The organism is Mesorhizobium sp. P2_C7 (assembly GCF_056404515.1).
Genome location: NZ_JBFUDW010000013.1, coordinates 223,926 through 230,639 on the forward strand (window position 1 = coordinate 223,926; position 6,714 = coordinate 230,639).

6 protein-coding genes and 1 pseudogene are annotated in these 6,714 nt (G+C 60.0%); all 7 read left to right on the top strand.

Going from position 1 to position 6,714, the window contains the following annotated elements; genetic code table 11:
- Nucleotides 1-2 precede the first annotated feature (2 nt).
- Nucleotides 3-716, top strand: a complete 714-nt coding sequence (locus AC1D2G_RS25430; RefSeq protein WP_477417416.1) for a L,D-transpeptidase — start codon at nucleotides 3-5, stop codon at nucleotides 714-716.
- A 133-nt stretch (nucleotides 717-849) separates the two neighbouring features.
- Complete coding sequence (locus tag AC1D2G_RS25435; protein WP_245331217.1) at nucleotides 850-1,068, top strand: hypothetical protein; 219 nt, start codon at nucleotides 850-852, stop codon at nucleotides 1,066-1,068.
- Nucleotides 1,069-1,526: 458 nt separating this feature from the next.
- Entirely contained in the window at nucleotides 1,527-3,032 is a 1,506-nt protein-coding gene (locus AC1D2G_RS25440) for an arylsulfatase B (protein WP_477417418.1), read from the top strand.
- Between the two features lie 6 nt (nucleotides 3,033-3,038).
- Nucleotides 3,039-3,152 (top strand): annotated as a pseudogene (locus tag AC1D2G_RS25445) (AI-2E family transporter); the annotation flags it as partial.
- A gap of 159 nt (nucleotides 3,153-3,311) precedes the next feature.
- On the top strand, nucleotides 3,312-3,779 hold the full coding sequence (locus AC1D2G_RS25450) for a hypothetical protein (RefSeq protein ID WP_477417419.1): 468 nt from the start codon (nucleotides 3,312-3,314) through the stop codon (nucleotides 3,777-3,779).
- Nucleotides 3,772-4,998, top strand: a complete 1,227-nt coding sequence (locus AC1D2G_RS25455; RefSeq protein WP_477417421.1) for an HlyD family secretion protein — start codon at nucleotides 3,772-3,774, stop codon at nucleotides 4,996-4,998. The genes AC1D2G_RS25450 and AC1D2G_RS25455 overlap by 8 nt, the downstream gene beginning before the upstream one ends.
- A gap of 326 nt (nucleotides 4,999-5,324) precedes the next feature.
- On the top strand, nucleotides 5,325-6,714 hold a 1,390-nt coding region (locus tag AC1D2G_RS25460), incomplete at its 3' end, for a DUF3300 domain-containing protein (RefSeq protein ID WP_477417423.1).

Genomic DNA, 6,714 nt, shown 5'->3' on the forward strand with positions numbered 1-6,714 from the left:
CCATGACCTTTTCGCTCGCAAACCGGTCCGTCACTTCGAAAAGCAATGATCGCAGATTGGCTGTCCGCTGCCTCGTTCTCGGCGCCGCGCTTGTCATGACCGCGATCGGCGCGACACTGGCGTATGCCGCTCAGACGCAGGTGTTCGATCCGCAGACACATAAGTGGGTCGACTACGACAAGAAGAAAGCGCGAAAATACTACGCAGCCCACAAGGAGGTGCCCGAGGCATTTCGCCCGCAGATGGTCCAATTCCGCACCGCTGAGGTGCCCGGTACGATCATCATCGATGGCAACAAGCATTTTCTCTATCTTGTGCAGCCGGGTCAGCAGGCCATGCGGTACGGCATCGGCGTCGGCCGGGAAGGCTTTGGATGGGCCGGTATCGTGCGCGTCGGCCGCATGGCGGAATGGCCGACCTGGACGCCCCCGGTCGAAATGGTCGCTCGGGATCCGAACGCGGTCAAATATGCGGCAGGCATGCCGGGAGGTCCCGACAATCCGCTCGGCGCCAGGGCACTCTATCTCTACGAGGGCGATCAGGACACGATCTACCGGATACACGGTACGCCGGAGCCCTGGACGATCGGGCTCGACGTGTCATCAGGGTGCATCCGGATGCGGAACGACGACATCACCGACTTGGCGTCCCGCGTCAAGGTCGGAGCCAAGGTCATCGTTCTGATGCAGGGGGCGGCCCTTTACAAGGGCGTTTGAAGCGGCATTCGGAGAGGGCCAAGCAATGTCGGAAAAACGTGCAGTGAGAAGATCGATCCTGGTTGTAGCTCTTGGATTCATTACGCAGAGCTTGAGCGCTTGCGTCAGCACGCCGCCGCCTGCTCCGGAGCAGATGTCGAGGACGCAGGTTGAGACGGCTCCGGCGGATCTGCAGCTTCTTTGCGCCAACGCGGTCGCCAAGTCGAGCGGCGTCAACAGCGCCAAGATACTTCCGATCTCCTCGAGCAAGATCGATTCCAAAACTTATCAGGTCGAGCTCGATGCCGGCGGCAAGAAGACAAGCTGCCTCGTGGACACCGACGGCAACGTGAAATCTGTTGAGCCGGTTTGATTGCCTTTAGTCGAATTCGAATGTCTGAGTTCAGGTGCGGGCCACCGTTTTCCCCTCGACGTTCGGGAGGTTATGTCGCGGCGCCAGCTTTCCTGCCCACGCCCAGTCGGTCGATGATCAGCATTCAACTGTGCGGCGTGGTCCCCCGCGCAGGCGGTTTCGCGCGACCCGTCACGATCTTGCGCCAAATGGATAGCTGCACATTATATTAGACGTAGCTTATGATTAAGTCCCGCGAGATCGATGCCCACGCAGGGCTGGTGGGGACTATGGATAGAGAAGACCCAATCGGACAAGTGCGCTTAGGACATCCAACGGCCTGTCGGGGCTATGCTGCAGTGTGGCGCGTCCTGACCGCTGCCCTGCCGCTTTGGGTACCGGGGAAATGATCGGCGCCAGCATATTTGGCGCGCAGGGTTTTGAACGCATGATTTGGTTTAGCAGAGCAGGGGCAAAACATGAGCAACGATCGAGACTTCCCGGCTGAAGCCGGCATCAGCAACAAAATCACGCGGCGAGACGCATTGATGGCCGGCACGGCGGTTGCGGCGTCGCGACTGGCTACACCGGTTGGCCTGTCGGGCGTGCTCGCCGGGCTTGCCGGGGTTCAGCCTGCGGCCGCCCAGCCGGCGCTCCCCAACATCGTCTATGTCGTCGCTGACGACATGGGCTGGGGGGATGCCGGCTTCAACGGTTCCGATATCAAGACGCCGAACCTCGACAAGCTCGCCGAGGGCGGCGCTCGCTTCGACCAGTTCTACGCCCTGCCTATGTGCACGCCAACGCGCGCGGCATTAATGACCGGCCGCTATCCTCTGCGATACGGACTACAGACGGGCGTCATACCGGCAGCGGGCACCTACGGGCTTCCGGTCGACGAGTACCTCTTGCCGCAGGTCCTGAAAGACGCCGGCTACAAGACGGCCATGGTCGGCAAATGGCATCTCGGCCATGCCAAGCCAGAGTTCTGGCCGCGGCAGCGCGGCTTCGACTATTTCTACGGCGCGCTGGTCGGAGAGATCGACCACTTCAAGCATTCCTCCCACGGCGTGAAGGACTGGTATCGCAACAACAAGCCGCTCAACGAAACCGGCTTCGACAACACGCTGTTCGGCAATGAGGCCGTGCGAGTTGTCGAGCGCCACGAGGGCAAGAGCCCGCTATTCCTCTACCTGGCCTTCACCGCGCCGCACACGCCCTTCCAGGCGCCGCAGGAGTATCTCGACCGCTTCAAGGGCATCGCAGACGAGAACCGGCGCAAATATGCAGCGATGATCTCGGTGATGGACGACGGCGTCGGCAAGGTGGTTGCGGCGCTCGAAAAGAAAGGCATGCGCGACAACACCATCATCGTCTTCCACAGCGACAATGGTGGCGTGAAAGACTCGCTGTTTGCTGGCGATTCGAAAGTCGGGGGCACACTGCCCGCCAGCAACGGACCTTATCGTGGCGGCAAGGGCACACTCTACGAGGGTGGCACCAGGGTCGCCGCCTTCGCCAACTGGCCGGGCAAGATCAAGCCGGGCGTTGTCGACGGCATGGTCCACGTTACGGACATGTATCCCACGCTTGCCGCCGTCGCCGAAGCCAAGCTGGAGAAGAACAAGCCACTGGACGGCATGAATGTCTGGGACGCCCTGAGCGAAGGAAAGCCGTCTCCCCGCGCCGAAGTGGTCTACAACGTCGATCCTCTGGCCGGAGCCGTTCGCAAAGGCGACTGGAAGCTTGTGTGGAAGGCCTCACTGCCGCCGAAGGCGGAGCTTTTCAACCTCGCCGACGACAAATCCGAAGCTCACGATCTCGCCGCCGCGAACCCGGACAGGATGAAGGAGCTGCAAGGGCGCATCGTCGAACTGGCAGGCGAGATGGCCCCGCCGCAACTGCTTATGGAAGCAGTGCGGCTGACCTTCTTCGCGCCACCGGTAACGGCCGATCCATCGACACTGCTCAGCTTGGGGGACTGACGGCGGGTCTCCGGCAGCACGGCACGCGGGGCTCACCTGGTTACGCTGACCGCCGCCACGATCCGCGGCGTGGCAGTAGGCGTTGTCGGCGTGGCAGTGATCCAGGCGCTGCTCGTCGGTGCGCGAGATTGCGACCGAAGACGGAACCGTGCTGTTTCGCTCAACAACTACTGAAATTTCAAACTGACCCACTACCCGTTCCTCCAAACCATCGACAGGCAATCTGGAGAATGGTAGTTTGGCTGGGCTGGCCGTGAGAGTCTTTGTGGGAGAGCCGAAATGGCGGACACGATACATCCTGCGGCGATCGAGCATTTGCCGATCTTCGTCACTGCGCCTGGCCAGACCGACTGGCTGTTCAATGTGGTCGTCGTCCTGATTTTGGCAATGATCCTCATCATAGGCAATTTGTACTTTCAACTCCATGCCCTTCCGGAACGAATGGCGCATGGGTCGAAAAAAGTGCAAATGGAGATTGTGGCTGTCCTTTGTCTGATCTCGCTTTTTACCCACAACCATCTCTTCTGGATCGCGGGTCTGTTGCTGGCGTTCATCGATCTGCCGGATTTCAAGACGCCGATGTCTTCGATTGCACGCTCACTCGAGAAACTGTCCGGACGCGATCCCGCCGCCGAGGAGCAGGCGGAGGAGCAGGCTGAGGAGCAGGCTGAGGAGCAGGCGATAGTGCAGCCTGGTCCCGAGCAGAAAATCGACATCGCGCGCGTGGGTGCTCCGAGCCATGTTTGAGCTAATTCTCTGTTCGTTGCTCACGGTCTTTCCGGACTATCTTTTCCGCCGTTATGTGCAAGGCAAGCGTATCGGGCGCGAGATCAACCTCTATTCGATGTGGTACGAGCTGCGCTGGGGCATCACGGCGTGCCTGGTGCTGACCGTTTCGTTGATCACCCTCATTTTCTATTATCATCCTTCGACGAAAAACGTCTCCGCGATATTCCGCACCGTCACCATCCTTCCTGATACCGTGGGCCGGGTTGCCGAGGTGTTCGTCGGCGTAAATGCAAAGGTCAAGGCCGGTGATCCGCTCTTTCGGCTTGACAGTTCCGCGCAGGAAGCGGCGGTGGAGACGGCAAAGCGCCAGATAGCCGAAACCGACGCCGAGGCCACGGTTGCGCAAACGGACCTTGCAGCGGCGGATGGGCTCATCCAGCAGGCGCAAAGCGCCTACCAGCAGGCCCTGGACGAACTGGAAATGAAGCAGCAGCTGGTGAAAAAGGACGTCGTTTCGATTCGGGAGGTCGAGCGGCTGCAAAACGCCGTGGATGGTCGCAAGGGTGGTATTGATGCCGCCGTCGCAAGCAAGCGGACCATCGAAACGAAGATCAGCTCGCTGCTGCCCGCCCAGAAGGCCAGCGCGCTGGCAGCGCTTGCGCAGGCACAGGTCGATTTGGACAAGACCCTGGTTCGGGCTGGCGTCGCGGGGACCGTCCAGCAGTTCACGCTTCGACCCGGGGACATCGTAAACACCATGATACGGCCCGCCGGCATCCTGGTCCCCGAGGGCGCCGGACGTGGTGTTCTGATTGCCGGCTTTGGCCAGATCGAGGCGCAGGTGATGAAAGAGGGGATGATTGCCGAGGCCACATGCATCGGCAAGCCGTTTACGATCCTTCCCCTGGTCGTGACCCAGGTACAGGATGTCATCGCGGCGGGACAATTGCGGCCGACAGATCAGCTCATCGATGTTCAGCAGCTGGCGCAGGGCGGAACCCTCACGGTCTTCCTCGAACCGCTCTATCCGGGGGAGCTCGACGGCTTGCCGCCGGGCAGCAGCTGCATCGCAAACGCATACACCAACAATCACGACGCGCTCGCGGCAAAGGACATCGGCACGCTCAAATGGGTGTTCCTGCATGTGGTGGACACCGTAGGGCTTGTGCATGCCATGATTCTTCGGATTCAGGCATTGATGCTGCCCGTCCAGACTCTCGTGCTGGGTGGCCACTGAAGGATTGTTCGAGCAGACCGTGACGAGCGCGCTGCCGATTGCAATCGATCTGATGGAGGAGAAATGGAACGCCGCCATCTTATCAAAGGCTTGGCTTTGCTTGGCTTCTGCCCTCTTTGCGCCAAGGGGCACCGCTCCGCAGGCTCGCGCCCCGATGCGCTAACCAGCGAGGTTCACAAGTGAAGGGTCGCACACGTAGCATACAGTTACTTACATTGCCCCTCGGCAGGTAATGCGCCAACATAACGCCAAGGCATGATCACTCGCCCGGACTCGGCGACAGAACATCGCTGACAACCAGGTTCACATACCTTGGAGGGACGGCAATGGAGATCAAGTTTCCGCGTTGGCCTGTTGGGACTGTGGCCATACTGACGTTCTTGATCTGCTCGGGTCCACCCTCTTTCGCGATTGCTCAGGATCAAGCCGCTGCTACAGCCAGCGCAGCGGCTACCCCGGCGCCCGAACCGCTCGACGAGGATGAACTCGAAGTTCTGGTAGCGCGAATAGCGCTCTATCCCGATGAACTTGTCGCGGTGATTTCCGAAGCGTCGCTTTATCCATTGCAGATCGTGGAGGCGAACCGGTTTTTGGATCAGGTCGCCAAGAAGCCAGGCCTGAAACCGAAGGAAAGCTGGGACGGCAGCGTCATCTCACTGCTCAACTATCCCGACATCGTCAAAATGATGAACGACGATCTGGAGTGGACCCAGGCGCTTGGCGACGCACTGACGTATCAGCAAAAAGACGTTCTGGTCGCCATTCAGCAGTTGCGCGACACGGCTGTCGCCAAAGGCGTGATCAAGTCGGATGACAAGATCAAGGTTGTCGAGGAGAACGACAATGTCGTCATCCAGTCCGCGAGCGCAGACACGATCTATGTTCCACGGTATGAGCCGCAAATGCTCTATACCACCGACTATCCGGTCGCTCCGATCTCCTATTATCCAGACTCCTACCCAAGTTATTATTACCCCACTGCGCCCTATTTCGCGGCCTTCGTGACAGGCGCCGTCTGGGCAGCGGCAGTGGATTGGGATGACTGGGGTGTGTCAGGAGGCCGCTGGAACGGCAACGATATCGATATCGACTGCAACGATTGCTTCAACAACAGAAACGGCAAGGTCAATTTCAACGACGTCGACTGGAAAAACGTCGACCGTTCGAAAATAAATTTCGACAAGAACCAATTCGCCAACATCGACAAATCGAAGATCAGCAATCGGGTCAAGTCCGACGATCGCAACAATATGCGCAACAAGGCGTCCGATCTAAAAAGGGACCGAGCGAGCACGCTTGCCGGAAAGTCCGGCAAGGTGAAGGACGTCCGCCAACGCGAAATCAGAGAGGGCTTGAAAAACCGCCCCCCGGCGTCGAGGCAGGATTTCAAAAAGCCAACCAACAACAATCAGATTGCCGGGGCACGAAAGAATGATCGCCCTGCAGCCAAGGCGTCAGGGAGGATCGATCGCCCGGTTGGCAAGCCGAGGCCGGCAGCGAGAGTGGACAACAGGCCGAGGAATCCTTCGGGTCTTGGCAACGTCAGCTCCGGAAAACGTCAGCAAATTTCCTCCAACCGCGGTGCGAGGAGCATGGGAGGTGGAATTCGTAGCGGCGGCGGTGGCGGCAACAAAATGATCAGGCACGGCGGTGGCAGGCAGGGCGGCGGCGGGCGCGGCGGCGGCGGGCGCGGCGGTGGCGGGCGCGGCGGTGGCC

What these genes read in the sequence shown, in the direction of transcription:
- AC1D2G_RS25455 (WP_477417421.1), top strand. Translation starts at nt 3,772, where the DNA reads ATGTTTGAGCTAATTCTCTGTTCGTTGCTCACGGTCTTTCCGGACTAT.
- AC1D2G_RS25430 (WP_477417416.1), top strand. Translation starts at nt 3, where the DNA reads ATGACCTTTTCGCTCGCAAACCGGTCCGTCACTTCGAAAAGCAATGAT.
- AC1D2G_RS25450 (WP_477417419.1), top strand. Translation starts at nt 3,312, where the DNA reads ATGGCGGACACGATACATCCTGCGGCGATCGAGCATTTGCCGATCTTC.
- AC1D2G_RS25440 (WP_477417418.1), top strand. Translation starts at nt 1,527, where the DNA reads ATGAGCAACGATCGAGACTTCCCGGCTGAAGCCGGCATCAGCAACAAA.
- AC1D2G_RS25435 (WP_245331217.1), top strand. Translation starts at nt 850, where the DNA reads ATGTCGAGGACGCAGGTTGAGACGGCTCCGGCGGATCTGCAGCTTCTT.